Origin of the sequence: Nocardia sp. XZ_19_369, assembly GCF_015355715.1 — a bacterium.
GTDB lineage: Bacteria > Actinomycetota > Actinomycetes > Mycobacteriales > Mycobacteriaceae > Nocardia.
The window spans coordinates 39,162-64,367 of sequence record NZ_JACVED010000012.1; the positions used below are offsets into that span (position 1 = coordinate 39,162).

Sequence of the window (25,206 nt, forward strand, 5' to 3'; positions counted from 1 at the left end):
GCCGGGGGGTCATGCGAACCAGGCGGGAACTACTGCACGTGGCGCTCGTGGCGCCACTCGCGGCCGCCTGCGCCCCCGACCTGCTGCTCGGCAACCCCGGTGCGGTCCGCATCGGGGTGTCCTGGAGCGGGTCCGAGCTGGCGGCGTTCCGCGCGGTGCTCGCCCGCCTCGGCTACGACCGCCCGGTGGATGTCGTGCCGCTCGGCGACGACATCGAGACGGCGTTCACCGCGGGTGGCCGCTCGGCGCCGGACATCGTGATGCTGCCGCAGGCCGGCCGGGTGCGGGCGCTGGCCGAACAGCGCAAACTGCGGCCGCTCGCGGAGACGCTGTGGTCCGACGAGCGCGGGTCGCGCTACCCGGACGTGTGGCGGCAGTTGGTGCAGTACAGCGGGAAACTGTATGGCGTGCCGTTCAAGGCGGCGGACAAGTCGATGGTCTGGTACAACCGGCGACTGGCGGACAAGTACCGCCTCGGTGACCCGGCCGGCTGGACCATCATGGACTGGCTGGACCGCATGGAGGTGCTCGCCGAGTCGCCGGTGCGGTTGCTCGCACTCGGTGCGGCGGACGGCTGGGTGCTCACCGACCTGTTCGAGAACGCGCTGCTCGCCGAATCGCCGCGGATCTACGACGAAGTGGCGGTCGACGGAAATGGTCGTTCTTGGGAAAGTCCTGCGGTGCGTGCCGCATTCGGTCATCTCGGTGCGCTGTGGGGGCATCGGCATGCGTTTCCCGGCGGTATCGCGGCCGCATTGACCCGCCAGTTCCCGGACGCGGTGCGCGAGGTGTTCGAGCATCGGCGCGCGGTGATGGTCGTCGTGCCGGACTTCGCCGAACCCATCGTGCGCGCCGCCGTGCGCCGATCCGGTCGCCGTTTGGAGGACGAGGTCGGGGTCGCCGCGTTTCCGGCGGTCACCTCGGGGCAGAACCCGCCGCGCATCGTGGGCGGTGATGTGATGGTGGTGACCGAGTCGGCGACCGAGCGGGCCATGGAAGTGGTTGCGGCGCTTGCCGAACCGTCCGCGTCGCTGCCGTGGATCGAGGAGTATCACGGGTTCATCGCGCCGAATCTGCGCACCAACGCCCGGTATTCGAGCTTCCTCGAACCCTCGGCGCGCACGTTGAGTACGCGCAGTGCTTTCGATCTGTCCGATCGGATCGGTGCGGTCGGAGGGCGAAATGGATTGTGGCGCATATTGACCGACTTTCTGATCGCTGTCGGGGACGGGAAGATCGAAGAGCTCGATGATGCGACCGATCGGGCGATCGCCGCGCTCGATGCGGTGGATCGGCGGCGGTGATGACGAGGCGACGCGGCGTTGGGGGTGGCGATGACCGAGCCACCTGACGCGGCGACCGAACGCACTGACTTCGATTCGCACGGGCTGCGTTTGGAGATTGCTACCCGGCGGATGCGCGGGCCACTGGTCGCGGGGAGTCATCCGCGGCGGTGGGTAGGGTTGGTAGCCGGGCTGCCTGCGACCGTGCTGACGGTGTCGCTGGTCGTGGTGCCGGTGGTGTGGACGGTGGTCAGTGCGGTGCGGGCTCGGCCGCTGGTGGTTGTTTCGTGTGCGCTCGTCGCGGTCGGTGCGGTCGGGGTGACGCAGCTTGTCAGGCAGCGGGGGGATCAGCGGGCCACGTGGCTTCGGTGGGGGTTGTGGCCGGTGCTGCTGGGGCTGGTTGTCGCGGGGTTGGTGGTGCTGGGGACCGCGCTGGGGCGTGACGGCAGTTGGGCGTATGTGCGCACGTTGGTGTGGGTGTTGTTCGGGGTGGTGCTGCTGGTGGTGGCGCTCGGGATCGCTTGGTGGGGAAGGGATTCGCGGTGGTTGTGGTGGCCGCTGATCGTGCCGGTGGGGATCTCCGCGGTGGTGTCCGGTGTCGCCTTTCGACTGATCTTCCAGTACCTCGGGGATCGGCTCGGCATCGAAAGCGTTGGGGTGTACCGGTTCTGGTTCGCGGCGATGCTGGGTTCGGCGTTCCTGTGGACCTGGTTCGGGTTCGTCACGGGGCTGTTCCGTGCCGGTATTCGCGCCATCGAGTCCGATCCGGCCCGCGCCCGTTACCTGTATCGCGGCGAGAAGGGGACGTTGGCGCAGCGGCTCGACGCCCAACTGCGTCCGGTGATGCTGATCGTCGGGTTGGCCGTGGGAGTGGCCGCGGCCAGGGTGTTCGATGTGGTGCTGATCGGGGTGCCGGGTTCGATGCAGTACCAAGTCGACAGCGCGACCGTGCACTGGTGGCGGTTGGCCGTCGACTCCGAGATCGAGGCGGGTGTCGCGGCGGCCTACGGTTTGCCGCTCGCGGTGCTGGTCGGATTCGTGGCCTGGCTGTTGCAGCCCGATGTGCGCACCCAGAAGACGAGCTGGTCGGTGCCGAGGCGGCACACGGTGGAGGTGGCGCGGCATCCGGCGAAACCGCTGCGGGTGCTGGTGATGCTGGCGGTCTCGGGAGTGGCGTTGCTTCCGATCGTCGCGCTGATCCTGGCGGCGCTGCGAGATCGGAACGGGTGGGGCTTCGGCGCGATCACCCGCATGTGGCGCGACCCGGCCCTGCTGCGGTCACTGGAGACGACCGCGTGGGTGGCCGGGCTGGCCACCGTCGTCGTGGTCGCCGCCGGGGTGCCGGTCGCGTATCGGCTTGCGGCACTGCGCCCTAACCGTCCTGCTGCGAACATCGCGGTGGTGTCGCTGGTGGTGCTCTCGGTGCTGCCGGTGCAGAGCTACCTCGGACCGGTCAACACCTTCATCGACACCTATGGGCTCTCCGGCACCCGAATCCCATTGATTCTGCTGCACGCAGCGGCTGGTCTGCCGATCGCGATTTTGGTGCTGCGCGGCGCTCTGCTGGCCGCGCCCGGCACCCCTGCTGCCGATGCACTGCACGGTCTGGCGGGGCCAGGAACGATCGCCCGGCGCGTGCTGACCACCGCGGGTCCGGCGCTCGGTGCGGTGGCGGTGCTCGAATTCATCCAGGTCTGGAACGATTTCGTGATCGGACTGCTGATCAGCGGCGCGGGGGCGACGCCGTGGTCGCTGTTGCTGTGGGGCGAGGCGCGTCAATTCAGTGAGAACTCGGCACAATTGGCGGCGGGTGCGTTGATGTCGGCCATTCTGCCGGTCGCGTTGTTGTTGGCGACGTGGCGGCGCTGGCTGGTGCCGGGGCTGACCGGGGGAGTGTTGCGATGAGTCATCCCGGCGAGCAGGAGGGCGCGTCGTCGGTCGAACCGAGCGCGCCGAGATCCTCTATCTGGCAGGGGTTTCTGGGGACCGCGTCGGTGGTTGCTTATGCGCTGCTGTTCGAGCTGGCCCGCAATGTGGTCGTGAACTCGCTCGGGGAGAGTCCTGCGGTCGAGGTGGCGGCCGGGACTTTACGGTGGCTGTCGGTGCTCGTCGTTGTCGCGGCAGCGGTCTATGTGGGGTACCGGTTCGTGCAGCGGTATCGCGAAAAGGTCCGTACAGCACACGAACTCGACATGATCGCTGATCTGGTCGAGCCGGGGCCTGAGGTTTCTACGGAGGAGGTTGGGCCGCGGCCGGAGCCGGACCCGCCGCGCGTCATCGAGGAGTGGAGTGATGACGTAGTCGCGGTTTTGCGGGAACTGCCGGTCAACGAATTCGAGACGGCCGCATTGCTTGCCGTATTGACCGCCGCGCTCGACGCACCGGCTCGGCTGCCGTGGACACAGGACGAGTCGCCACGAACGGCCGCTGTGCTGCTCCGTGACCTGTTACAGGACGGCCGCGTGGCAACCGGTGCCGCGCAACGTTATCGACTACTCGAGGTACCTGGACAGCCCCGAGAAGAGCAGGTGATCGCGGGTCCGCGATGGGCTGCGGCGTTGACCGCGCTCGTGCACTATTACGCCGATAGAGCCGCTCGGTGGGCGTTGGCGTTGGATTCGGTGCGCTTCGCCGCCGGGTCGCGCCGCTGGTTCGAAGCCGAAGAGTCGGACCTGTGCAAGCTCGTCAGCGCCTGCGCGGACCTCGGTTCGGACCTACCGACCACGCTGGTGCCGGAACTGGTGCGAATCGGGGATGCGCTGGACGGGTGGTATGCCCGCATCGGCGAGTCGGAGCGCAACCTCCTGCTGGCCGCTGAACTGGGCCGGGTGCACGGGATGGAAGACCTTGTGCTGCACCGGGATCTGGCGTCGATGCGGGCGGGACAGCTGACCGAACGACCGAAGCGTTACCGGCCCCGCAACGTGTCCACCAGTCTGGCCGCTCGGTGGGAACACGAAGAGGCATTGCGCGAGTTGGCCGAATGGCTTTCGACCGATCCGCGTCCGCCGACCGATGCGCGTCCGCCGCTCGATCCACCTGGGCCGACCGGTCCGCCTGGGCCGCTCGATCCGCCTGGGCCGACCGGTCCACCTGGGCCGTTCGAACCACCTGGACCGCTCGATCCGCCTGCGCCGCAGGATCCGCCTGCGCCGTCCGGTCCGCCTGCGCCGTCCGGTCCGCCTGAGCCGCCTGGGCCGTCCGATCCGCCTGAGCCGCCCGGTCCACCTGAGCCGTCCGGTCCGCCTGAGCCGCCCGGTCCACCTGAGCCGGCCGATCCGCCTGAGCCGTCCGGTCCACCTGGGCCGGCCGATCCACCGACGGATTCCTCCGGCAGCCTGGACGCTGTAGTTGCCCATTTGGAGTCCGCCTGGTGGCTCCTCCCGCGGGAAGACGTAGCGGGCGAGGTCTGCGCGCTGATCAACCTGGCCGTCGTCCACATCCGCCAAGGTCGGCTCGACGCCGCCCAAGACCGCCTGGAACTCGCCGAATCACTCACCCGCGACGGCCGCGACCCCGACGGCCGCGCACACATCCGCGAAACCATGGGCATCGTGTGGTGGTCGCGCGGCGAACCCCGCCGCGCCCTGCGCTCCTGGCAACAAGCCCTCACCGCCTACCGCACCCTGGCCGACGACCACGGCACCGCCCGCTGCCTCAAACACCTCGGCTCCGCCATGCTCGTCGCCCCCGGCCACGGCGGCACCCTCCTCCCCGCCGACCACCCCCTCACCACCACCGAAGTCCAACGCCAAGCCAGCGGCTGGCTAGCCGAATCGCAACGCCTACAACAGAATTCCCCCCACCTCCAGCACTACCTCAGCAAGGCCCGCACAATACTGGCCGACACCGCCGTCCTCACCCACATCGACCACTGGCCCCTCCCCGCCGACGACCATTGACCTGGACCGCTGGCACACCGAGCTGCGCGAGCCTGCCCGCGAAGGGACACGGTGCACATCAAAACCACCCACCGCACGCGGGGCGGCGGAGGAGTGCGCCCGTCTAAGGGAAGCGGTGCCGTTGGCTTTCAAGACCAGCGGGAGATGAACCAGCCCGCTGCCAGCCAAATCCGCACCCTTTCTCGGGATCCGCACCCACTTGGGGACCCTGTGATGTGACAGGACATTGCTGACAGTTGGTGACAGGACATGCCGGACAGTTATGGGTTGTAGTTGAGGGTAGGTCGGTGTGGTCCGTTGCGGGGGCGGATGGGGTCTTGTCGTCTGCGGGTGCGGTCGAGGGTGAGTTCTCGGACGAGTTGTTCTCGGTAGAAGATCAGGACGTCGTCGTCGCGGACGAAGGCGGTGACTGTGCGGTCGGCGTATTCGGTGCCGATGGGGATGGCGGCGCCTGCGATGTTGACCAGTCCGCGGCTGGTGACGGTGGCTTCGCGGGCTAGGAGGTAGGGGGTTGCGAGGTCGGTGTGGGGTGTGTGGCGGCGGCCGGTGAGACGTGTCTGGTCTGGTGTTGTGCCGTGTAGTCCTTGGTGGGGTCGGGTGTTGTAGAGGGGCCGGTAGTCATCGAGCAGGGTTTGTAGTTCGGGCAGGCTGGTCGCTGGGGGTTGGGCGGTGAGCCATTTGCGCAGGGTGCGGTGGGCGCGTTCGTTTTTGCCGTTGGTTTGGGGATGTCGTGGTGCGGTGGTGATGAGTTTGATTCCCAGGCGGGCGAGGTTGCGTTCGAAGGACACCATGATGCCCATGTGTTTGCCGGTAAACGATAAGCCGTTGTCGGACAGGATCATTCGTGGTTGTCCATAGCGTTCGATCGCGGTCGCGACGCATCGCCAGGCTCCTTCGGTGTCCTCGCGCGCCCAGGCGAGGTCGGTGAGTTCGTAGCGGGAGTGGTCGTCGGTGAGCTGGAAGATCACCACCACTGTTGCGGCGTGATCGGCGAGGGTGTGTTCGAAAGCGTCGATATGCCAGCAGTCGTCGGTGGCGGGGAACACGAAGCGCCGGTAGGTGGCGCGGGGGCGTTTGCGGGGTTCGGGTTCGACCATCCCGGCCCGGGTCAGAACGCGGTGGATCGTGCGAGCACACGGGGCATCCACGACACCGTCGTGGAGCAGCCGAGCCCGGATCGACAGGGCGCCGTTGTCCCAGCCCTCGCGTTCGAGCTCTTTACGGGCCGCCACGATCAACCCGCTCATCAACTCCCCGGTACGGGTCGGGCTGGTCTTGGGCCGGCGCGAGCGCGGCGTCAGACCAGCCAAATCCTCCTCAGCGAACCGGCGTCGATACACATAAAACCGGTCCCTGCTGATCCCCAGCTCCGCACACACCCCGACAACTGTCGACCTACCAGCAGCAACATCAGCGAACACAGCAGCAAGCCTCTGCTCCATCGTGACTACCTTCTGGCCCATCGATGAACACTGCACCGACGAACCGATCAGTGTCCGGGATGTCCTGTCACCGAAGTGTCAGGGATGTGCTGTCAGTTGAGACCCACTTGGGGACCCCCGTAGTGGGTGCGGATCCCGAGAGCCAGTGCGGATCTTGCTGGCAACCACCGCGCCCCGCCAGCATTGGCGCGATTTCGCGTACCCCCTGGAGCTCCGTTCATGATCAACCGAACCCCAGTGGCACCAAAGCGCACGGCTCGCCGCCGCTATGTCCCGCTGGGTGAGCAGCCGCATGCCGAGTGGGACATCACGCCGGACTCACTCGCGTTTTCCCGCCCCTATGTCCCGCTGGGTGATCTGCTCGGCCCCGAGCGGGACGTCATGGCGTGCTTACTCGCGTTTTCCGACCCCTATGTCCCGCTGGGTGATTGGCTCGGCTTCGAGTGGGACATCATGGCGGGCTTACTCGCGTTTTCCGCCCTCCATGCCCGTCGATCATGAAAGCGGGCCGCTGCCAGCGAAATCCGCACCCTCTCTCGGGATCCGCACCCACTTGGGGTCCCCGTAGTGGGTGCGGATCCCGAGAGCCAGTGCGGATCTTGCTGGCAACCACCGCGCCGCCAGCGTTGGGGTGATCTCGCAGACCGTGTACACCCTTCATGGGGCGCTGACCGTCTGCGAATGATGTGCACGACTTGGGAGTCTCCATACCCCTCAACGTGTTCCACCCCTCGGAGCTCTAGGAACGCAACCACAGCCAGATGACCACGCTGGAACCGAGCGCCGCGTGACCGACTGCGGAGGTAAGCCGGGTACGGCACACGACGCGCCCAGCACTACTCACGGGAAAACCTGGCGAGGTCTTCAGCTCACTGGACCGTCCGCCTGGGGAGTCGTTGATTGCTCCCATCGGGAAGGTGAACCTTGGCGGGGTGTCTTGGGGTGTACCCGTCTAGGGCCGCGCGCTTAAAGACCTTCCGGGTGAGCTGACCTGAGGGTTGATGGCAGTCGATGGGATGCCCGGATAGTGCTGGGCGCGTCGGGTGGGGTTCCCGGCTTTCTCTTCCGCGGCTTGGGATGGGCAGGGTGTGGGTTCCGGCGTGGGGACTGGCTGTGGTGCTGTTTTCGGGATCTTTCGGGGAAGGACGCAGTCGAAATGGGGGATTGGGTGCGGGTGGGTGGGGCAGGCCGTGAGCAGCCGGAGCAGGACGGGTGCGCCGGGGACGCAAAAGGCGGACACCTTTGTCGGTGCACACCCTTTTCCTAATCCGCACACCCCGTATACCGGGTGTGCGGATTAGGAAAAAGGTGTGCGGCTGCCAAACGGGTGGGGGTGACGGGCAAGGGCGTCGCTTCGGGCAACAGCCGCACTCTCTCTTGGGATCCGCACCCACTAGGGGTGCCCCTAAAGGGTGCGGATCCCCAGAGAGAGTGCGGGCTTGCTGTGGTGGGCGGGGGAGGGAGTGCGGTGGCAGACTGCGAGGTATGACGACAACCGAATGGGCCGATGTCGATGGTTACATCGTGGACACTCTGGTGCAGGACGCGGCGACGGCGGCGGCGCTGACGGCGAATGCCGCGGCGGAGTTGCCTGCGATCGATGTGTCTGCGCCGCAAGGGAAGTTCCTGTATCTGCTCGCGCGGACGGCGCGAGCGCGGCGGGTGCTGGAGATCGGCACCCTCGGCGGGTACAGCACGATCTGGCTTGCTCGCGCGGTCGGCGAGAAGGGCCAGGTGGTCACGCTCGAGTTCGAGCCGAAGCACGCCGAGGTCGCGCGCAAGAACCTCGACGACGCCGGGGTGGGCGAGCGGGTCGACATCCGCGTCGGCGCGGCCCTGGACAGCCTGCCGGTGCTGGCCGAGGAGACCCCCGAGCCCTTCGATCTGGTGTTCATCGACGCCGACAAGGTCAACAACCCCAACTACGTCCAGTGGGCCCTGCGCCTGACCCGCCCGGGCTCGGTGATCATCGTCGACAATGTCGTCCGCCACGGTGGCCTCGTCGACGCCACCTCCGAGGACCAGGCCATCCGCGCCAGCCGCGCCACCGTCGAGCTGCTCGCCGCCGAACCGGCACTGGACGCGACGGTCGTGCAGACCGTCGGCAGCAAAGGCTGGGACGGCTTCGCCTACGCAGTGGTGAACGGCGAGCCGACGGACTGAGCACACCTGCGCGATCGCGGACGCAGCTGATCACCCCGGGGCGTCCGCGATCGAACTCCCTGCGCGCCAACCACATTCAGTCCGTAGCCGTCACGGGATCAGCACGACCTTGCCGGTCGTACCACGGTTCTCCAATGCGTGATGCGCCGCGGCAGCGTCGGCGAGCGGGAATCGGTGGACCGCGGGACGTAGCCGCCCGGCGGCCGCCTCGGCGATCGCACGGTCCTCGAGGGTGCGAAGGTCACCGCCCGCGCGCTGGAGCATGGGCGGGCCGATCACGAACTCGGACGTGATACCGCGCGCAGCGAGCTCATCTGCGGAGAGTGGCGGTGTCCCAGCATCTTTCGGATCTTGACCGGACGCACCGAAGACCAGATGCTGCCCACCTTTGCCCAGTAGATCGAGGGCAGCGCGGGCCGTCTCGCCGCCTACCGAGTCGAACAGCACTGTCGCCGAACGGTCCCCGAGGTAGCCACGGATCTGATCGGGCCAGTCGGCGCGCAGGTAGTCGACCGCAAGGTCCGCTCCATTGCGTTGCACCAGTGCAACTTTCGCGGGACCACCCGCAAGACCGATAACGGTCGCCCCGGCATTCTTCGCGTACTGCACCAGCAGCGTGCCGATGCCACCCGCCGCCGCCGTCACGATGGCAACGCTGTCCGGACCGAGTTCGGTGAATTGCAGAATGCCAATGGTGGTGCGGCCGGTACCGATCATCGCGACCGCCTCCGCAGGGTCGAGATTCGCCGGAATCTCGTGCAGCCGAGCCACTTCCGTCACCGCTGACGACGCATACCCGCCGGGCACCATGCCCAGGTGCGCGACCACCTGCTTACCGATCCAGCCCGCGTCGACCTCGGCGCCGACCGCATCGATTGTCCCGGCGACCTCACGCCCGGGCACCGTCGGCAGCTCCGGCACGGGGTAAGGCCCGGACAACCCCTTGCGCAACGCGGTGTCGATGAGATGAACTCCGGCCGCTGCCACGGTGATTCGCACCTGGCCCGGCCCCGGGTTCAGATCGGGCAGGGTTTCGTAGCGCAGATTGTCGGCCGGGCCGAAGGCGTGAAGACGGATCGCGTGCACGGTGGCTCCTGTTCGTGATGGTCACCGACCACCGTGCAACATGAAGCTAGGTTCAGGTCAAGTCGGCCCGCCTGCGTGCCTTGGCCTCGAAGCCGTCGCAGAGCGCGGCGAGACCGGCGTAGAGCAGATCTTCTTGCGAAAGGTCGTTGATCCCGCTGCCCTCCAGGTCGGCGAGCGCGGGCGGCACCGGAAATTGTGATTTTCCTTTCAGCATCGTGCGCAATCCATTGTCACCCTCCGGGTTCATCCCCTTGCGCGCCATCAGCGCAGCGCTGATGTGCGGCAGGGTCGCGCCGGAGATGTGATTCCACACGCTGAACGCCATGGTCGTGGCTTCCCGCGTCGACACATTCAGCTCGGAAAATCCCTCGACCATCCACGCCAGGCAGGCCAGGCTTTGCGGGCCGAAGCTGTAGCGCGGCGTGGCGAAGGTGAGGAGGACCCACGGATGTTGCTGGTAGAGCGCCCAATCGATCTCGGCGGCGATGCGGACCCGGTCGCGCCAGGTCCACTGCTGGCCCTCGGCGGAGGGGTAGGGATTGCGCCGCGCCACCTCGTCGGTCATCGCCTCGAGCAGTTCGTCCTTGTTCGCGACGTGCCGGTACAGGGACATGGCGCCGACGCCCATCTTGTCGGCGATCCGACGCATGGACAACGCGTCGAGGCCCTCTTCGTCGGCAAGCGTTATCGCGGTGTCGATGATGGCGGCTCGGTTGAGCTTGAGCTCAGTCATCCCATGACTCACTTTCACTTCCGGGGGAGCTTGCGTACACTGTACTCCAGTTGTGCGTACGGCGTACGCGAGATGGAGAGGAATACCTAGGATGACAGACGTTGAGGCGGTGCGGTCCGCGGAGGCGGCGCCCACTGTCGGCTCGCGCCGCGCATGGTTCGGGCTCGCGGTGTTGCTGCTGCCGGTGCTGCTGGTGTCGATGGACATCTCGGTGCTGTTCCTGGCGATGCCGACCCTCACCGTCGACCTCGACCCGTCGGCCGCCCAGCAGCTGTGGATCCTGGACATCTACGGCTTCCTGATCGCGGGCCTGCTGATCACCATGGGCAACCTCGGTGACCGGATCGGGCGGCGCAACATCCTGCTCGTCGGCGCCACCATCTTCGGCATCGCCTCGGTCGTTGCCGCCTTCGCGCCGAGCGCCGCGGTGCTCATCGTGGCGCGGGCGCTGATGGGTGTCGGCGGCGCGACCCTGCTGCCGTCCAGCCTCGCGCTGATCTCCACGCTGTTCCCGAACGCGCGCGAACGGGCCGCCGCCATCGGCGTATGGACCGCGTTCTTCGCGGGCGGCTCGGCCGTCGGCCCGATCATCGGCGGCGTGCTGCTGCACCAATTCTGGTGGGGCTCGGTCTTTCTCATCAACATCCCGGTGCTGCTGATCCTGCTTGCCTTCGGTCCGTTCGTACTGCCCGAGCACCGCGCGGGTGTGCTCGGACCACTCGATCTGCCGAGCGTCGCGCTGTCCATCGGCGGCATTCTGCCGCTGGTGTACGGAGTCAAGCATGCGGCAGCCAACGGGATCGACGCGGAGTCGGTCATCATCTCGCTGCTCGGCGTGCTGATGCTGACCGCGTTCGTGCGCAGGCAGCGCACGCTCGACGAACCGCTGCTCGACCTGCGGCTGTTCTCCAGGGCCGGGTTCTCGGTGGCCATCGGGTCCAGTCTCGTCGGCATGATGTCGCTGGCCGCGATGAGCTACCTCACCAGCATCTACCTCCAGTCGGTCACCGGACGCGACCCGCTCGCCGCGGCGCTGCTCGGGATTCCGATGGCGGTCGCGGTCTTCATCTTCTCGATGAGCGGTGCCCGAGTCGGTCATCGCTTCGGCACCCGCAACACCTTCGTGTTCGCGCTGATCGCCTCGGCCGTCGGCAACCTTATGCTGCTCGGCGTCGGCGTGCACGGTGGTCTCGGGTGGTACCTGGCCGGATCCACCATCGCCGGCATCGGTTACGGCCTCGCCTTCACACTGGTGTCGGACGTGGCGGTGTCCTCGGTCCCCGCGGAACGGGCCGGCTCGGCCGTCGGCATCTCGGAGACCAGCTTTGAGCTCGGCAACGCGCTCGGCCTCGCCCTGCTGGGATCGCTTGCCGCACTGATCTTCCGCTCCGGCGGTGACTTCGCGGCCACCCTCGGCGAGACCATCCACGAGTCCGGCGACAACGCCGCGCTGATCGAGTCCGCCCGCGAATCCTTCGTCTCCGGAATGCATATCGCGACTGCGGTCGGCGCCACGCTGCTCATCGCGATGGCGATGATCGCGCGATTCGCCTCACCCGCGCGCGTCCGTTCCAACGCGGGAGCGGCGCACTAGTATCGCCACCCAAATTGGCGTGCTGCTAATAGAGTCGGAAGCGTGAACGAGACTCCGGCGCAGAGCAACGGGCGGCCGATCGCCGAGCGAGTGGCGACGCGACTGCTGTATCCGACTTCTCGTCCGCGGGCGAAGACGCTGCGTGAGGCCGTCGACGGCAAAGTTGTGCTGGTCACCGGCGCGTCGCACGGCATCGGCAAGGCGAGTGCGCGCAAGCTCGGTGCGGCGGGCGCGATCGTGCTGCTGGTCGCCCGGTCCGCCGACGATCTGCGACAGGTCGCCGCCGAGATCGAGTCCGACGGCGGTACCGCGCACGTCTATCCCGCTGATCTCACCGACATGGACGCGGTGGAGCGGTTGGCTCGTCGGTTCCTGGACGAACACGGTCACATCGATGTGGTGATCAACAACGCCGGCAAGTCGATTCGCCGCTCCATCAGCGATTCCTACGACCGCTTCCACGATTTCACCCGCACCATCGACATCAACTACCTGGGCCCGGTGCGCCTGCTGCTCACCCTGCTGCCGGACATGCGCGAACGCAAGCAGGGCCACATCGTCAACATCTCCACCTGGGGTGTGCTCATGCCGCCCGCCCCGCAGTGGGCGGCCTACGGTGCGTCGAAGTCGGCCTTCGACGTGTGGCTGCGCAGCGTCGCCGCGGAAGTCTCCGGCGACGGCGTCACCACCACCTCCATCTACATGCCGCTGGTGCACACCAGAATGAGCGCCCCCACCGACTTCAGCCGCGTCCCCGGCCTCACCGTCGACGAGGCCTCGGATCTGGTCTGCCACGCCGTCACCACCCGGCCCCGCGAGATCGCGCCATGGTGGTCGGCCCCGGTCCAAGCCTGGACCAACCTCACCCGCAACCAGGTTCAACGCTTCTTCGAACGCGGACGGTCCCTTCTGCCCGGAAGTTCGAGCCGGACCTAGTCCAGACCCAAGCGAACTCCGCACGATTCGCGGCTACCAAGTCTTAGCGTCAGCGGCGGCCGTACAACGGCTGGCGCAGAGCGCGCGCACCTGGCCTCCCGACCTCTGGTACGCGAGGTGGCATCGATCCGGAGCGAGTGCGGTTACGAATACATCCTTGGTGCGCACAACCAGTCGAGTTGCGCACTGTACTGGGCGGTCGATTGATCGAAAGCCTATGGGCGAGAGCGTTGTCCGAGTTATGGACCGGCCTCGATCGCAGAGGTCCGGTGTGTCTCGATCCGGAACGACTTATACAGCCTTCGCGAGCAGCTAATGTTCGCCGAGCTTTGCTCATGACAGTGGAGTCCACCGATTGTGGAGGTTTGACCTGCATGCTCGTGTCTAGAAGCAGGGCCCGATCGTTCCTCTCAGTGGGGGGCCCGGTGTCCGCAGCGTTGCTGTTCGGTGTGTCCGCCTCTGGGGTCGGGTTCGCGGGCCCGGGTATTGATAAGGCTCAGACGATGCAATCCCCGGAGGGTTGGGAGATTTCGATAGCTAAGACCGAGGAGACGCTGGATCCGGTGCCGCCGTTGAACGCTGCGGCATTCTCCCGTGAGGCGTTCTTGTCGGTTACTGCCAGCGCGTCGATCGGTGGGCAGGGTGCTACTGCGGTGCGGGCGGGGGTGATCGCGGCGGGGGTGATGATCGGCTGCAATACCGATGTCTCGCCCGGGCTGACGCTGGGGTTGAACGCCAACCTGGGCGCGAACCTCGGAGCCTCCGGTAACGGCACACTGTCGCAGTCGCCTTCGGGCACTGCCGGTCTCAACGGTGGCGCCAATGCGGGATTGGGTGGCAATGTCCAGGTGACGCTGCGGCCGGGCTCGATCACCACCGTCACCCTGGCCGCCAAGCCGATCGCCGCCGCGACAGGGGACTTGGCGTTGAAGGGGGTGGCGTTGCATGTGGATGCCTGTATCGGGCAGGTGGCGATGCGCACGATCGCCTCGTTCACTGTTTCCACCGCCACCCGTGACGACTCGGTCACCGTCTACGGTGAACCCCAATCGTTCTGACCGGCCGCGCCGCCGTCCCCGTAGTGATCGGATCGTTGCCATCGCCAGCAATCGTTGCTGGTCAAGGCCGTGAGTCAGCGGAGTAGCATCCCGACGGTACTGATCTCGATGATGTTGTCGTGTGAACAGTTCTCCGCGCATTCCCCAGTTCGACCAAGGCTGTCAGAGCAGGCGAAGGGAGCATGGGCAGTGACTCCAGGAGCATCCACCGCGGCAGGCAACGCCGAGGGGGCATCGGCAGCGAATCCCGAGGCGGGGCTGGTTCGTCCGGTCGTCGCTCTGGTGGTCGGGCTGGCTGTGTTGATCGCGGCGTTCGCGGTGTTGAATCGGATACCCGGTTGGGCCGATCAGTACGGTGTGATCTGGGTGTATTTGGGCTATTTCGTGGTCATGTCGATCGCGGGACGGCTGTTCTGGCAAGGCGCTGACAAGTTGGTCGAGCGGATCCGCAGCGCACCCGGATCGGGCCGGTGACCACCTTCACCGCGATACAGCCAACCGTGGGGAGACGGCTTACCGGTTACGTGATGCTGGTCGTATTTCTCGGTGGCGGTGCTGCGGTGTTCTGGGCCAATCCTGTCGCGGCGCAGCCGATCTGCATCCCGTCTCCGATGGTGTCGTGTCCGCCCCCGCCGCCCCCGCAGCCTCAACCCGGAGTGCCGAGCACCGCACCAGTACCCACACCGGTGGTGCCCACGTTGCCGGATCCTGCTGGTCCCGGCGGTGGGCCCAACGGTGGCGCCTACATCCCACCCGCACCCGGCCCCTACAACGGCACCCCCATCATTCCGGTCCCCGGCGCACCCGAACCCGTCTTGCCCGGCAACCTGCCACCAGCACCACCGGCGGCACCAGCTGCGCCGGGAGTCCCGGACCAACCCGGTGGGATACCACCAGCTCCTCCGGCAGCGTCGGGTGAGGACGTTGTTTCCCAGCTCGAACGCGCCGCCCAGCTCCATGACCAAGGCGTTCTGACCGACGCCGAATTCGCCGACCTCAAACAACGCATCCTGCATCCGGAGATCCCGGCTCCCGCGTCCCCGCCGGTACACGGTCCGCAGTCACCTCCACCCGGCGGCCCAGAAGTCGATCAAGAAACGACCGGCAGCGGTCTAGACCGTCGGACCCCCCTACTGGCACTGCTGGGGGCGGCTTCCTTCGTGGCCGCGGCACCACGGAGTCGTTCCAGCTCTGTTCAATTCACTGGGTTGAAGCATCCGGTCAGCAGTGAGAAGGGCGTTAGGACTACGAGCGCTCCGCTTACCTCTCCGCCCGGAGCAAGGCTGGGCCGCTCCGGCGTTCCAGTCACTCCGGTGGCCAGCAAAATAGACTATCTCGACCCAAACCAGACGATTACAAAAACCGAACCGGGTCAAGGTGCGCTCCTGCCGCAGACCGCCACGGCGGTGTGGAAACCTGATTCGCCCGGCTCGCAGACCGGAAAAATAACAGTCACCAATAACACGGGGATTCGCAAAGGCACATATTGGGACGATGACCTGACGGTGACGGTTAACGGGGAAGCGCGAAAAATCAAAAGGACGAAAAGAGGTGACAATTACACTTATGAGATCCCCGACGTAAAACCTGGGGACGATGTCAAGGTCAAGCATCGCGTCGAATTCGTCTACAACAAAGGAGCAGCGTACTCTGAGATGAACGCGGAGATGATTCCGCGTCAGTATCCACCAGGCGATAAAATAAAGATTACCCCCGACCGCATCAATCACGTGGTCAACGGCGATGCTACTGGTGGCGGGCACGGGTTCAAGGAAACCGGCGGGGAACCCGGAAAAACAGTGTTCCCGAAGGGTTGGAATGAAGCGCGAATCGCCCAGGAGGCAACGAGTGTGGCGAAATCGCCGGACAGCATTCCTGATAAGCCGCAGCCGAATGGGCGGTACAAAGTGGAAGGCACGCGAGATGGAGTGAAAATCGTCGCCATCGTCAACTCCGACGGCACTATCCGAACAGCATGGCCCGTCAGTGGCCCCGGCGTGTGCAAGTATGACGGAGAAGGAATCCCGCAGACGATTTCCTAAAACGGAAATCTACGTTAGGAGTGATTGATGCTCGCGCCGGAATGGAAAGCCGTGGAATGGAAAGCCAGGATGGACGCCTTACTGGCTGGTCTCGGGGAACGCATACCCGCCGACGTCAGAGAGGCATGCGAATCCATGAACTTCGGTGGGGAATTCGAAGAATGCGCCGACAACTTACTGGCAGCCCTGCAGCAGGGAGGGGTGGCCGTGAGGCAACAAGAAGTTACCGAACTGCGCGCGTTGACGGAGGCGGTCGCCAGCCATGTCGACGGGCTCGACTACCTAGCCGGACGTCGAGCGATACTCGATGAAATCACGGTGATCGGGTGAGCGAACGAGCCTTTCGCCGCTGAACTGAGCTATCGCGCGCGATTACAGCGGGATCCAGTCCGGCCACCACGGCGGGATGTTGTCCTCGCAGATCGGTGTCGGGTAGTCGCCGCCGTGGAACAACCACAGCGTGGCCCACACGATCAGCACTGCGGCGACGACGGCGGCGAGGCAGGCGAGCGACGTCCGATGACTCACCCTTTGCGTGACCGCATACACAACCCCCGTCACCGCGACCGAGACGACAAAGGTGGCGGGCAGGTAGAGCAGCAGCAGGACCATCGCATTGCCGGCACCGCCGACGTCGCAGGCACTCCACATGCGCCCGAGCAGTATCACCGTGCCGAAAGCGGCACCCGCACTGGCGATTACGCAGACGGCGGGGCCGGGGTTGCGCATCAGTTCTCGTGCCTGAACTGGGTGAGATCCCTGCCGTCGTTCTCGGCGGCCTCCATCTTGTCGATCGCCTCGGTCACACCTTGGTGGAACTGTTCCGGCGTCATGTTGGGTCCGTATTTGTTGTAGAGGTCGATCCCGGCGCGCATGGTGATCTGGTCTGCCTCGTCGTTCTTGCCGACCAGCACGGACTCGCCGAGCGAGGCACCCTTGATCAGGGTCTCGGAGTCGATTCCCGCGGCGCGGCCGACGTATCCGTAGTGGATGTTCGAATAGATATCGTAGTAGACCTTCCGGTCGGTGCCGGGCTGCTTGAAATAGAAGTCGTTCGACGTCTTCAGATCGAATTTGCTCTGCAGCTGTGGTTTGTGGTCCCACGCCTGCCCCGGCGCGACCTTCACGCCCCACATCGTCAGGGCCGTCATGATGTCGTTGCCGTAGTTGCGGCCGAACTCGTACCACTTCGGCTGGCGCAGCAGCCCCTGGATCATCTTGACGGTGTCGGAATTGATGTTCCGTTTCATCTCGTCGAAGATGAAACGTTCCGCGTCGGAGAAGCGTTTTTCGTCGAGTGTCGTCTGGCTGCCGCCGATCGCGTCGAACTCGGTCTTCATCGCCGCGCTGAGTTTCGTCAGATCCTGTTGCAGCCGCTTGTCTTCGGTTTCCACGCTATTGGCGGCGGTGACGATTTGGCGTTCCCATTCGGCTCGGGTCGATTCCAACGCCGGCGTCGGATTACTCCCTTGCGGGTAGGAGACAGCGAGGGTCGACCCGACGGGAAAGCCTGCCGCCTCGGCGGAGGTGATGTATCCGCGCGCGGAGTTCAACGGGGTGCTGACGTCCCAATAGCCCTGCTCGAGCCGATCCGCCGAGGCCGTCAGGGTATCGGCCATCGCGTACGCCGTCTTCCGGTCCTTGCCTGCGCGGTCCAGCGCCGCTTCAGCCGCGACACCCTGCCAGTCGGGCGCGGTGACGCTGCCGACGTAACGTTCGAAGAGGTTCTCGATCTGCGGGCCGATGCGTTTGAACGCCTGCGCGATATCCCAGATGGGCTGGGCATCATACTTTTCCAGTTGGCGTCTGGTCGGCGTCATTTCGGTTTCTGCCAATCACCGGAGGACTTGGTGAAGGTGGCGGCCAAGGTGACCGTGCTGGCCTCCTCGGCCTTCTGGAACTGCACGGTGACCGCGTGCATGAGGTCCCCGATCTCGCTCAGCCGACGCGATACCGCGGGTACCAAACTGGTTTGCACGTCGAGCGCCATCAGGCTCGACGCGACGACCGATTCCAGGGTCGAGTTCCCGCCGAACGGTAGGAGGACTTGGATCGGGACAGCCTGCAGCGCATCCAAATCGGCTGCCTCACCGCTCAATTTGTGCAGAGTTTTCGACGCCGTCCCCAGTTTTTCCAGATCGACTTTTATCGTCATCGACGATTCCCCATTTCGACACCGGTACGCGCGATGTATATCGTCGCGGCCTGACCTTGCAGAATAATGGACAAGCCAGCCGGCCGGAAGATTCAGCCAGCCCCCAATACCTCTGGTGGTACAGAACCGGACCGGCCAGCCCGGGACACGCCCAGCGACACGCCGGGCATAGGATCCCCCGGTGGGTGAAATCGGTCCGACGAGTCTGGCGACGTTGTTCGCGCTGGCGGATTCGCGATTGCCGATCGGCGGGCATGTGCACTCTGGTGGTGTCGAGGAGGCGATAGCGTCCGGCCTGGTGCGCGATGTCGCGACGGTCGAGCTGTATCTGCGCCGCCGGATCAGCACCTCGGGCTTGGTCGCGGCCTCGCTCGCGGCCGCGGTGTGCGCGGGCGCGCTGGAACCGCAGCGGGCCGAGGCCGAAGCAGACGCGCGTACTCCGTCGCCCGCCGCACGGACGGCCTCCCGTGCGCAGGGTCGCGGCTTGTTGCGCTTGGCCAAACAGCTGTGGCCGCAGGAGGATTGGTCCGTACTCGGTCCACGCCCACATCTGTCGACCGTCTTCGGCCTGGTCGGCGCCGCCTGTAGCGTGACCCCGCAGGAGACCGCGGGCGTTGTCGTCTACACAACCCTCACCGGTGCCGCCACCGCCGCCCAACGGCTGCTCGCACTCGACCCCGCCGCCATCGCAGGCTGCACCGTCCGCCTCGCCGACCTGTGCGACCGCACCGCGGCCGAAGCGGCCGACGGCCTCGCTTGCCTGTCGGACCCGTTGCAAGACGTACTCGCCCAACGCCACCTGCACCGCGACATGCCCCTGTTCGCCAGCTGAGTCCCCGGAAGAAGGAGATCGCCCCATGCCACCGCACCTGATCGACGGTGAACCGCACGACCACACCCACGACCGGCCGAAACGCCAGCGCACCCCCGGTGAGGCGCTGCGCATCGGCATCGGCGGACCGGTCGGCTCCGGCAAGACCGCACTGGTGGCCGCGCTGTGCAGGCAGCTGCGCGAGGAACTCTCGCTCGCCGTGCTGACCAACGACATCTACACCACGGAGGACGCCGACTTCCTCCGTCGGCACGCCGTGCTGCCGGACGAGCGGATCACCGCGGTGCAGACCGGCGGCTGCCCGCACACCGCCATCCGCGACGACATCACCGCCAACCTGGACGCCATTGACGACCTGATCGCGGCGAACCCGCCGCTGGATCTGATCCTGGTCGAATCCGGTGGTGACAACCTCACCGCCACCTTCTCCTCCGGCCTGATCGACGTGCAGATCTTCGTGGTCGACGTGGCCGGCGGCGACAAGGTGCCGCGCAAAGGCGGTCCCGGCGTGACGTTCTCGGATCTGCTTGTGGTCAACAAGACCGACCTCGCCCCGCTGGTCGGCGCGGATCTCGGCGTGATGGAGCGCGACGCCGCGAAGGTGCGCGAAGGCCGCCCGACCGCGCTGATCTCGCTCACCGACGACCCGGCCGCCACCGCGGTGCTCGGCTGGGTGCGCGAGCAACTGCGCGTCATCGCGGAGCAGGACCGCGCCGGCGCCGAATCCGCTGTTGCGCACTGAAGTACGGATAGTCGCGACCACCGCGGCGCGGCCGGAGATCCACGCGAGCGGCGGGCTGTCGGCCCGCCGCACCGGCCCGCACACCGTGCACCTGATCGGCACCGCGGCCACTCCGCTCGGCGGCGACGAGCTCGACATCACGATCGTGGTCGGTCCCGGCGCGCGACTCGCGGTGCGCTCGGTCGCCGCCACCATCGCGCTGCCGAGCGCGGCGACACCGTTCTCGGTGGCGCACTGGCACTTCCAGGTCGACAGCGGGGGAGACCTCGACTTCGATCCGGAGCCGACGATCGTGGCGGGTGGCGCGCAACACCACACGATCAGCTCGGTCCTGCTGGCGCCGGACGCCCGGCTGCGCCTGCGCGAACGGGTGCAGATCGGACGTTCCGGCGAAGACACCGGCAGTTGGCGCGGCGACCTGATCGCCGACCTCGGTGATACCCCGCTGCTGCGACACCGTCTGGAATTGGGTGCGGGCACAGCCGCCGATGACCAGCTCGCCGCGCCGCGCGCGCTGGAGAGCGAACTGCGCTACCCGGACGACCGACCGGCGGAGGCACCGGGTTTGACCGAGACCCGCCTCCCACTGGCAGCGGGCGGCACGCTGCTCACTCGGACGAGCTCACTCCTCGCCGCCCGTTGATCGAGGCGGCCCCGAAGAGCGCTCCGCTCGAGATCGTCGCCACCGCCGGAGCAGGAACGCGGCCGCAAGACCGACGACGCCGAACAAAGGCACGCCGCCCAGCAAAACGACCATCCAGTCGCCGGTCTCCACCGCATCTCCTCCCGTCGATTGCTGTCATGTTGCGCTGATCTTGTACCCCGGAAGACTCGCCGAAAGCGACGCGCCGAATCAGAAACACGTCCGGGTGGCGAGGGTCACCGCGGCGCGTACTCCGCCCACAACGGGACAAAGAGAAAGGGTGGGAACTCGACAGTGTCGTCGGGTTCCCACCCTTATTCGCTAACCGTGGCACGCAGTGGTCAGTCGCCGACGACCCGCGAGGGGGCGTTGAACGCGTTGACCGCGCCGACGGCCGCACCGGCCGCCGCACCGATCGCCGCCGCCGGGATGGTGATCACGGCGGCGCCGAAGGTCGCGCCGAGCATCGGGCCCGCCACCACGCCGACCGGCACGAACGGCAGCCCGACGACCAGGCCCACCGCACCGCCGACCAGCCCGGAGGCCGCCGCGAACGGGGCACCCGAGGCCGCACCGGCCAGCGCGCCCATGGCGGCCGTGCCGACGGTCTGCCCGGCGATCCGGTCGGACCTGCTGCGTTCCATGCCGACCGAGTCGAGGAAGGTGGCCAGGTTGGCCTCGGCGATGGCCGCGTTGTCGTTGATCTGGATGGCCTGTTCCTGGTCGATCCAGTCCGGCGCGTCGACCTGGACGTCGCCGAAGCGGAACTTGCCGGGCGGCGGCGCGATCGGCGGCACCGGCGCCACCGGGACCGGTGCGTGCAGCACCCCGACCGGTGCCAGGTACTTCTTGTCCGGCAGCGGCCGCGACCACTGCAGCGAGCTCTTGGTGTTGTCCGGGATGTCCAGGCCCTCGTACGGCATGGCGTTCGGCGGTTCGGCCGCAGGCCACTGCGCGGGCTGATCCGGCTGTGCCGTCACATTGGGTTGTGCAGGCTCGGCATTGGCGGTGCCGGTGCCGACCAGTGCGAGGACCAGCGGTACCGCACCTGCCGCGACCATCGAGCCCACCTTTTGCCGCTGCGGGTTGGGGGCTCTGTGCTTGCCTGTGCCCATAGGTAGATCGCCTTTCGTCAGGTCAGAAGAGATGTCACTTTCGACGTCCGACATTCGGATCTGCTGGGCACCTGGATGGGTTCATTTTCGGCCGATTCGTCGGCACTGCCATTGCCGACAAATAGCTACTTGTGGGTTGCGGATGCGCTTCGGAGTGGGGGGTCCGGACACGGCACGTGGGACAGCCGGACGGGCACCGCCCGAAACAGACCGGAGGCGATCTTCGGTCTGTCGGACAGACCGAAGATCGCCTCCGGTGAAATCAGGCGGTGCGGCTCAGCTCACCCGGCCGTCGATGGCGGCCTTGGCTTTCTCCGCGAGCTTGCGGTTGTCCGCGGGTGGCGCCCCGAGCGCGGCCGCGAGCTCGTCGGCCTCTTCCTCGTCGGAGTTGACCTGTTCGAGCGCGAGCCGGGCGAACACCCACTGCTCGGTGGCGGCCATCTGCCCGCGGCTGCGGCCGAGGAAGGTGACGAACCACTGGATGACGGTGATGATCCGGCTGCGGTAACCGATCAGGTAGTACAGGTGCAGCGCCAGCCAGGCCAGCCAGGCGATGAACCCGCTGAACTCCAGCTTGCCGACCTGGCACACGGCGTTGAACCGCGACACCGTCGCCATGCTGCCCTTGTTGAAGTACTTGAACGGCTTACGGTCTTGCGGCGCTTGACCATTGAGCCCGGCCTTGATGGCCTTGGCCGCGTAGGTGGCGCCCTGGATCGCACCCTGCGCCTGGCCGGGCACGCCGGGCACCGACATCAGGTCGCCGACCACGAAGACGTTCGGATGCCCCTTGATGGTCAGGTCCGGCTCGACCACGACGCGTCCGGCGCGGTCCACCTCGGTGCCGTCGGAGCGTTCGGCGAGCATCTTGCCCAGCGGGCTGGCCTGCACACCGGCCGACCACACCTTGCAGGAAGATTCGATGCGACGGATGGTGCCGTCGGCGTCCTTCACCGTGACGCCCAGTGCGTCGATATCGGTGACCATGGCGTTGAGCTGGATCTCGACGCCCATCTTCTCCAGCCGCCGCTTGGCCTTGTTGCCGAGCTTGGGTCCCATCGGGCCGAGCACCGCGCCTGCCCCCTCGAGCAGTACGACGCGGGCATCGCGCGGATCGATGTTGTGGAAGGTTCCTTCGAGCGTGCGGTCGGCGAGTTCGGCGATCTGCCCGGCCAATTCGACACCGGTGGGTCCGGCGCCGACCACCACGAAGGTGAGCAACCGGTCCCGCATCTCCTGGCTGGTGGCCAGCTCCGCACCCTCGAAGGAGCCGAGGATGCGGCCGCGTAGCTCGAGCGCGTCGTCGATGGTCTTCATGCCGGGCGCGTAGGTGGCGAACTGGTTGTTGCCGAAGTACGACTGCTGCGCGCCGGTGGCCACGATCAGGCTGTCGAACGGGGTGACGGTGTTGGAGTTGAGCAGCCGCGAGGTGACCGTCTTGGCTTCGAGGTCGATGTCGGTGACATCGCCGAGCAGCACCTGCGCGTTCTTCTGTTTGCGCAGCACCAGCCGGGTGGCGGGCGCGATCTCGCCGACCGAGAGGATGCCGGTGGCCACCTGGTAGAGCAGCGGCTGGAACAGGTGCGAGGTGGTTTTGGAGATCAACGTGACGTCGACGTCGGCCCGCTTGAGGTGTTTGGTGCCGAACAAGCCGCCGAAGCCGGAGCCGATCACCACCACCTGGTGACGACGGTTCTCGACAGACTGAGTGTTCATCGTCCTGCTCCTCGACAGACCTGGGGTGTGACCCCCGCGAACGGTTGCGGTCAGGTCCCAACCGTAGTCGGGTCTGTCTCGAGGGTCGCGCCGACATCCCTGTTCCGGGTGTGTTGCGCTGCGCTGCCTCGCGCGCGCCGCACCACCATCGCCGTGCTCGGTTGCGGCGAACCACCCGAACGAATGCGCAAAAGCGAATACGATAAATGTCTCTTTCAGGGAGGTTTGCCATGGTCGCCGGGGACCGTGCTGTCGGCCGAAAGCCCAGCCTGCGCGGGCGATCCGACGGCAACGCAGCATCGGAGAACACCGCGCTGATCGACATACCGCGCGATCATCTGCTCGATCGAGCATTGCACCGGCTACCGGAACGGCGCCGAATCCTCGCGACACCGCCGCAGGGCAGCGAGACGACCGCGGTGCACGGCGACGCCGGGCTGCCGTACCTGGGTCGAGTGCTCCAGTACATGCGCTGGGGTCCGGCCGAGATGGTCGGCCGCTATCGCAAATACGGACCGGTCACGGTGAACACCTCGCTCGGCATCGACCGGGTGCTGGTCGCCGGGCCGGAGGCGCTCGACGAGGTGCTCGGCCGGCGGCGCCGCGATTTCGGCCAGGGCTGGGACTACTTCATCGGCCCCTTCTTCCGGCGCGGCCTGCTGCTCCTCGAATTCGAGGAACACAAATTCCACCGCAGGATCATGCAGCAGGCGTTCACCAGGGAGCGTCTGGAAGCCCATCTCGCGGCGCTCACTCCGGTGGTCCGCGCGAGCATCGACCGCTGGGTTCCGCAGGGCGGCAACGCCGAACGGACGGTGCAGCTGTATCCGACCATCAAGGAACTCACCCTCGACATCGCGGGGGAGACGTTCATGGGTGTCGATGTCGGCCCACAGCGGCGTCAGCTCATCGACGCGTTCATCGACTGCACGCACGCGGGTCTGGCGATCGTCCGGCATCCGGTGCCGGGCGGCAAGTGGCGGTCCGGGCTGCGCGGCCGCAAGGTGCTGGAGGAGTACTTCACCGCGATGCTGCCGGAGAAGCGGCGCTCGGAGTCACCGGACTTCTTCTCCGGACTGTGTCACGCGCGCAGCGAGGACGGCGGCGTGTTCGGGGACGCGGATGTGGTGAACCACATGATCTTTCTGATCATGGCCGCGCACGACACCACCACGACAACGGCCACGGCGGTCGCCTACTACCTGGGCAAACACCCGGAGTGGCAGGAGCGGGTGCGCGCCGAGGTGCTGGCCCTCGACGCCGAAATCGGTGGTGCGGCACCGGCTATCGACCAGCTGGAGGGTCTGCGCGACCTGGATCTGGTGCTGAAGGAGAGTCTGCGGCTGATGCCGCCGGTGCCCGGTTTGTCGCGTCGTGCGGTGCGCGACACCGAGATCGCGGGTCACTACATTCCGGGGGGCACCGCGATCGACCTGGCCTATCAGGTCAATCACCTGCTGCCCGAACTGTGGACCCGGCCGGAGCTGTTCGACCCGGAGCGCTTCGGCGAGGCCCGCCGCGAGGACAAGTCGCATCGGCTGGCCTGGCTGCCGTTCGGCGCGGGCGCGCACAAGTGCATCGGCATGCATTTCGGCACGTTCGAGGTGAAGACGGTCATCGCCGCGCTGGTGCGTGCGTACGCGTGGCAGATACCCGAGCATTATCGAATGCCGTGGGGGTTCAACGCGATTCCGGCCCCGAGGGACGGAGCGCCGATGGTGTTGCGTCGACGCTCCGCGTGAACCCGATGGTGCGTGCGGGGCT

At 66.6% G+C, this 25,206-nt stretch carries 23 protein-coding genes and 2 pseudogenes; 16 read left to right on the forward strand and 9 right to left on the reverse strand.

Annotation, left to right across the window (positions count from 1 at the left end; all coding sequences use genetic code 11):
- The first annotated feature begins 11 nt into the window (after positions 1-11).
- The 3 genes from IBX18_RS36395 to IBX18_RS36405 are packed head-to-tail and all read left to right on the forward strand — an operon-like array spanning position 12 to position 5,185.
- Complete coding sequence (locus tag IBX18_RS36395; protein ID WP_228542350.1) at positions 12-1,304, forward strand: ABC transporter substrate-binding protein; 1,293 nt, start codon at positions 12-14, stop codon at positions 1,302-1,304.
- 30 nt (positions 1,305-1,334) lie between these two features.
- On the forward strand, positions 1,335-3,188 hold the full coding sequence (locus IBX18_RS36400) for a hypothetical protein (RefSeq protein WP_194837995.1): 1,854 nt from the start codon (positions 1,335-1,337) through the stop codon (positions 3,186-3,188).
- The gene (locus IBX18_RS36405) at positions 3,185-5,185 is read left to right on the forward strand and encodes a tetratricopeptide repeat protein (RefSeq protein WP_194837996.1); all 2,001 of its coding nucleotides are present in this window, start codon (positions 3,185-3,187) and stop codon (positions 5,183-5,185) included. Before IBX18_RS36400 ends, IBX18_RS36405 begins: the two co-directional genes overlap by 4 nt.
- A 260-nt stretch (positions 5,186-5,445) precedes the next feature.
- Here IBX18_RS36405 and IBX18_RS36410 read toward each other — a convergent pair whose 3' ends face one another.
- Complete coding sequence (locus IBX18_RS36410; RefSeq protein ID WP_228542351.1) at positions 5,446-6,432, reverse strand: integrase core domain-containing protein; 987 nt, start codon at positions 6,430-6,432, stop codon at positions 5,446-5,448.
- 36 nt (positions 6,433-6,468) lie between these two features.
- Positions 6,469-6,648: pseudogene (locus IBX18_RS43530) on the reverse strand (helix-turn-helix domain-containing protein); the annotation flags it as partial.
- A gap of 198 nt (positions 6,649-6,846) precedes the next feature.
- Here IBX18_RS43530 and IBX18_RS36415 point away from each other — a divergent pair.
- Both IBX18_RS36415 and IBX18_RS36420 read left to right on the forward strand, forming a co-directional pair.
- Positions 6,847-7,128: a hypothetical protein gene (locus IBX18_RS36415; protein WP_194837998.1), complete on the forward strand. Its 282-nt coding sequence runs from the start codon at positions 6,847-6,849 to the stop codon at positions 7,126-7,128.
- A 984-nt stretch (positions 7,129-8,112) separates the two neighbouring features.
- Positions 8,113-8,790, forward strand: a complete 678-nt coding sequence (locus IBX18_RS36420) for an O-methyltransferase (RefSeq protein WP_194837999.1) — start codon at positions 8,113-8,115, stop codon at positions 8,788-8,790.
- Between the two features lie 90 nt (positions 8,791-8,880).
- Here IBX18_RS36420 and IBX18_RS36425 read toward each other — a convergent pair whose 3' ends face one another.
- A complete protein-coding gene (locus tag IBX18_RS36425; RefSeq protein ID WP_194838000.1) occupies positions 8,881-9,876 on the reverse strand; it encodes a zinc-binding dehydrogenase in 996 nt (331 codons plus the stop codon).
- A gap of 52 nt (positions 9,877-9,928) precedes the next feature.
- Positions 9,929-10,609, reverse strand: coding sequence for a TetR/AcrR family transcriptional regulator (locus IBX18_RS36430; protein ID WP_147142343.1), 681 nt, complete (start codon positions 10,607-10,609; stop codon positions 9,929-9,931).
- Between the two features lie 91 nt (positions 10,610-10,700).
- Between IBX18_RS36430 and IBX18_RS36435 the strand changes: the two genes are divergently transcribed.
- From IBX18_RS36435 to IBX18_RS36460, 7 genes and pseudogenes are all read left to right on the forward strand, one after another.
- Entirely contained in the window at positions 10,701-12,203 is a 1,503-nt protein-coding gene (locus IBX18_RS36435; RefSeq protein WP_194838001.1) for an MFS transporter, read from the forward strand.
- Between the two features lie 42 nt (positions 12,204-12,245).
- The gene (locus tag IBX18_RS36440) at positions 12,246-13,139 is read left to right on the forward strand and encodes an SDR family NAD(P)-dependent oxidoreductase (RefSeq protein WP_306796561.1); all 894 of its coding nucleotides are present in this window, start codon (positions 12,246-12,248) and stop codon (positions 13,137-13,139) included.
- Between the two features lie 503 nt (positions 13,140-13,642).
- A complete protein-coding gene (locus IBX18_RS36445; RefSeq protein WP_194838002.1) occupies positions 13,643-14,197 on the forward strand; it encodes an MspA family porin in 555 nt (184 codons plus the stop codon).
- 189 nt (positions 14,198-14,386) lie between these two features.
- Positions 14,387-14,671, forward strand: coding sequence for a hypothetical protein (locus IBX18_RS36450; RefSeq protein ID WP_194838003.1), 285 nt, complete (start codon positions 14,387-14,389; stop codon positions 14,669-14,671).
- Positions 14,672-14,808: 137 nt separating this feature from the next.
- Positions 14,809-15,198: pseudogene (locus tag IBX18_RS43535) on the forward strand (SHOCT domain-containing protein); the annotation flags it as partial.
- A gap of 312 nt (positions 15,199-15,510) precedes the next feature.
- Entirely contained in the window at positions 15,511-16,239 is a 729-nt protein-coding gene (locus tag IBX18_RS43285) for an EndoU domain-containing protein (RefSeq protein WP_306796562.1), read from the forward strand.
- Positions 16,240-16,266: 27 nt separating this feature from the next.
- On the forward strand, positions 16,267-16,569 hold the full coding sequence (locus tag IBX18_RS36460; protein WP_194838005.1) for a hypothetical protein: 303 nt from the start codon (positions 16,267-16,269) through the stop codon (positions 16,567-16,569).
- A gap of 42 nt (positions 16,570-16,611) precedes the next feature.
- Here the strand turns inward: IBX18_RS36460 and IBX18_RS36465 are convergent, their stop codons facing one another.
- Genes IBX18_RS36465 through IBX18_RS36475 form a run of 3 tightly spaced genes read right to left on the reverse strand, consistent with a single transcriptional unit; the run spans position 16,612 to position 18,394 of the window.
- Positions 16,612-16,968 carry a hypothetical protein gene (locus tag IBX18_RS36465; protein ID WP_194838006.1) on the reverse strand — a complete coding sequence of 119 codons (357 nt, stop codon included), beginning with the start codon at positions 16,966-16,968 and terminating at the stop codon, positions 16,612-16,614.
- Entirely contained in the window at positions 16,968-18,059 is a 1,092-nt protein-coding gene (locus IBX18_RS36470) for a polymorphic toxin type 44 domain-containing protein (protein ID WP_194838007.1), read from the reverse strand. The genes IBX18_RS36465 and IBX18_RS36470 overlap by 1 nt, the downstream gene beginning before the upstream one ends.
- Complete coding sequence (locus IBX18_RS36475) at positions 18,056-18,394, reverse strand: hypothetical protein (RefSeq protein WP_194838008.1); 339 nt, start codon at positions 18,392-18,394, stop codon at positions 18,056-18,058. The genes IBX18_RS36470 and IBX18_RS36475 overlap by 4 nt, the downstream gene beginning before the upstream one ends.
- Before the next feature lie 181 nt (positions 18,395-18,575).
- On the opposite strand from IBX18_RS36475, the gene IBX18_RS36480 reads away from it, so the two are divergent.
- The 3 genes from IBX18_RS36480 to IBX18_RS36490 are packed head-to-tail and all read left to right on the forward strand — an operon-like array spanning position 18,576 to position 20,611.
- Positions 18,576-19,226 (forward strand): urease accessory protein UreF, encoded by a 651-nt coding sequence (locus tag IBX18_RS36480; protein ID WP_194838009.1) that lies wholly within the window; start codon positions 18,576-18,578, stop codon positions 19,224-19,226.
- Positions 19,227-19,251: 25 nt separating this feature from the next.
- A complete protein-coding gene (gene ureG / locus IBX18_RS36485) occupies positions 19,252-19,968 on the forward strand; it encodes an urease accessory protein UreG (RefSeq protein WP_194838010.1) in 717 nt (238 codons plus the stop codon).
- Entirely contained in the window at positions 19,958-20,611 is a 654-nt protein-coding gene (locus tag IBX18_RS36490; protein WP_194838011.1) for an urease accessory protein UreD, read from the forward strand. Before ureG ends, IBX18_RS36490 begins: the two co-directional genes overlap by 11 nt.
- A 341-nt stretch (positions 20,612-20,952) precedes the next feature.
- On the opposite strand, the gene IBX18_RS36495 is transcribed toward IBX18_RS36490, so the two are convergent.
- Positions 20,953-21,672 carry a hypothetical protein gene (locus tag IBX18_RS36495; protein ID WP_194838012.1) on the reverse strand — a complete coding sequence of 240 codons (720 nt, stop codon included), beginning with the start codon at positions 21,670-21,672 and terminating at the stop codon, positions 20,953-20,955.
- A gap of 330 nt (positions 21,673-22,002) precedes the next feature.
- Positions 22,003-23,442, reverse strand: coding sequence for an NAD(P)/FAD-dependent oxidoreductase (locus IBX18_RS36500; RefSeq protein ID WP_194838013.1), 1,440 nt, complete (start codon positions 23,440-23,442; stop codon positions 22,003-22,005).
- A gap of 230 nt (positions 23,443-23,672) precedes the next feature.
- On the opposite strand from IBX18_RS36500, the gene IBX18_RS36505 reads away from it, so the two are divergent.
- Positions 23,673-25,184, forward strand: coding sequence for a cytochrome P450 (locus IBX18_RS36505; RefSeq protein WP_194838014.1), 1,512 nt, complete (start codon positions 23,673-23,675; stop codon positions 25,182-25,184).
- Positions 25,185-25,206: the final 22 nt, after the last annotated feature.

Coding starts and splice junctions, on each gene's coding strand:
- IBX18_RS36500 (WP_194838013.1), bottom strand. CDS start 23,442: ATGAACACTCAGTCTGTCGAGAACCGTCGTCACCAGGTGGTGGTGATC.
- IBX18_RS36420 (WP_194837999.1), top strand. CDS start 8,113: ATGACGACAACCGAATGGGCCGATGTCGATGGTTACATCGTGGACACT.
- IBX18_RS36430 (WP_147142343.1), bottom strand. CDS start 10,609: ATGACTGAGCTCAAGCTCAACCGAGCCGCCATCATCGACACCGCGATA.
- IBX18_RS36405 (WP_194837996.1), top strand. CDS start 3,185: ATGAGTCATCCCGGCGAGCAGGAGGGCGCGTCGTCGGTCGAACCGAGC.
- IBX18_RS36415 (WP_194837998.1), top strand. CDS start 6,847: ATGATCAACCGAACCCCAGTGGCACCAAAGCGCACGGCTCGCCGCCGC.
- IBX18_RS36470 (WP_194838007.1), bottom strand. CDS start 18,059: ATGACGCCGACCAGACGCCAACTGGAAAAGTATGATGCCCAGCCCATC.
- IBX18_RS36435 (WP_194838001.1), top strand. CDS start 10,701: ATGACAGACGTTGAGGCGGTGCGGTCCGCGGAGGCGGCGCCCACTGTC.
- IBX18_RS36495 (WP_194838012.1), bottom strand. CDS start 21,672: ATGGTCGCGGCAGGTGCGGTACCGCTGGTCCTCGCACTGGTCGGCACC.
- ureG (WP_194838010.1), top strand. CDS start 19,252: ATGCCACCGCACCTGATCGACGGTGAACCGCACGACCACACCCACGAC.
- IBX18_RS36400 (WP_194837995.1), top strand. CDS start 1,335: ATGACCGAGCCACCTGACGCGGCGACCGAACGCACTGACTTCGATTCG.
- IBX18_RS36460 (WP_194838005.1), top strand. CDS start 16,267: ATGCTCGCGCCGGAATGGAAAGCCGTGGAATGGAAAGCCAGGATGGAC.
- IBX18_RS36410 (WP_228542351.1), bottom strand. CDS start 6,432: ATGAGCGGGTTGATCGTGGCGGCCCGTAAAGAGCTCGAACGCGAGGGC.
- IBX18_RS36445 (WP_194838002.1), top strand. CDS start 13,643: ATGCAATCCCCGGAGGGTTGGGAGATTTCGATAGCTAAGACCGAGGAG.
- IBX18_RS36465 (WP_194838006.1), bottom strand. CDS start 16,968: ATGCGCAACCCCGGCCCCGCCGTCTGCGTAATCGCCAGTGCGGGTGCC.
- IBX18_RS36505 (WP_194838014.1), top strand. CDS start 23,673: ATGGTCGCCGGGGACCGTGCTGTCGGCCGAAAGCCCAGCCTGCGCGGG.
- IBX18_RS36395 (WP_228542350.1), top strand. CDS start 12: ATGCGAACCAGGCGGGAACTACTGCACGTGGCGCTCGTGGCGCCACTC.
- IBX18_RS36475 (WP_194838008.1), bottom strand. CDS start 18,394: ATGACGATAAAAGTCGATCTGGAAAAACTGGGGACGGCGTCGAAAACT.